The 908-nt window shown below is 26.9% G+C and carries 2 protein-coding genes; one reads left to right on the top strand and one right to left on the bottom strand.

What is annotated here, in order from left to right; translation table 11 throughout:
• The first annotated feature begins 67 nt into the window (after positions 1-67).
• Complete coding sequence (locus L21TH_RS10060) at positions 68-541, top strand: hypothetical protein (protein ID WP_006315310.1); 474 nt, start codon at positions 68-70, stop codon at positions 539-541.
• A gap of 77 nt (positions 542-618) precedes the next feature.
• Here the strand turns inward: L21TH_RS10060 and L21TH_RS14595 are convergent.
• Positions 619-908: hypothetical protein (locus tag L21TH_RS14595; RefSeq protein WP_034429889.1), on the bottom strand; the 290-nt coding region annotated here is incomplete at its 5' end.

Raw genomic sequence — 908 nt, 5'->3', positions numbered from 1 at the left:
AAGACGAAACAAGTTGGCCAACAGGGAGAGTCTTACAAAATAATATGATAAAAAGGAGAGAATTAATATGACAAATGAATATATTAAATCATTCAGATTTAGTTATGATGAATTACTTAAAATGAAAGATGCCCAATTACAGGTTATTATTAATGGTATAAAAGACCCTAATGAAAGTAGTTTACTAAACGGTTTAATTGAAGTGGCAGGAACAGCATCGATAGTTCTTTCATTTTGCTTTGGTCTTGGAACAGCAGCAGCTGTAACAGGTACTACTCTATCAGTTGTGAGTGGTTTGAGCGGTTGGGAAAAAGATGCATTAGAAAAGGCTACTCGAGATGGTTTAATTTTTTTAGATGAACTTGAACGTTGGTGGAGAAATAACCCAGAATATGATGAACTTGAAGTAAGGATGACAGTACTTAAATATGTAAATGAAGGAATATATTATATCATAATGAATGTTTGGGAAGGTGATGATTTTAAAATCGTAGATTATATTGATATGGGTTATGTAGATGGGCAACCCGTAAGACCTTAGTGACTATAAGATTATATTTAACTATTGATAATAGTTAGTATAAAAAAAGATGTGATGTATTTATATCACATCTTTTTTTAATGTTGTAAATTTACTTCATTATGCAATGAATTATAAATATTATCTATGTTTTCTAATAATGTTTTATATTTAGAATCCGAATTTAAAATTTTGTAATCCCCTTTACTACATTCTATAATTCTATTTTCAGATAAAACTATTATAAGATTTTTTTTAGTGATATGATTATGAAGAAAAATTTTATACTTAAAACCTTTTCCTGTTCCTAAAAAATTTTTTTCAATCCCTTGTAATTTTAAAATTCTAAGTTTTTTTAATTCATTTAATAATTGATTTATTTTTGTAA

The sequence above is a fragment of the Caldisalinibacter kiritimatiensis genome (genome assembly GCF_000387765.1).
Classification (GTDB): Bacteria; Bacillota; Clostridia; order Tissierellales; family Caldisalinibacteraceae; genus Caldisalinibacter; species Caldisalinibacter kiritimatiensis.
The sequence above is the reverse complement of the archived record's forward strand: the minus strand, read 5'-3'. Positions and strand labels throughout refer to the sequence as shown.

Coding starts and splice junctions, on each gene's coding strand:
- L21TH_RS10060 (WP_006315310.1), top strand. CDS start 68: ATGACAAATGAATATATTAAATCATTCAGATTTAGTTATGATGAATTA.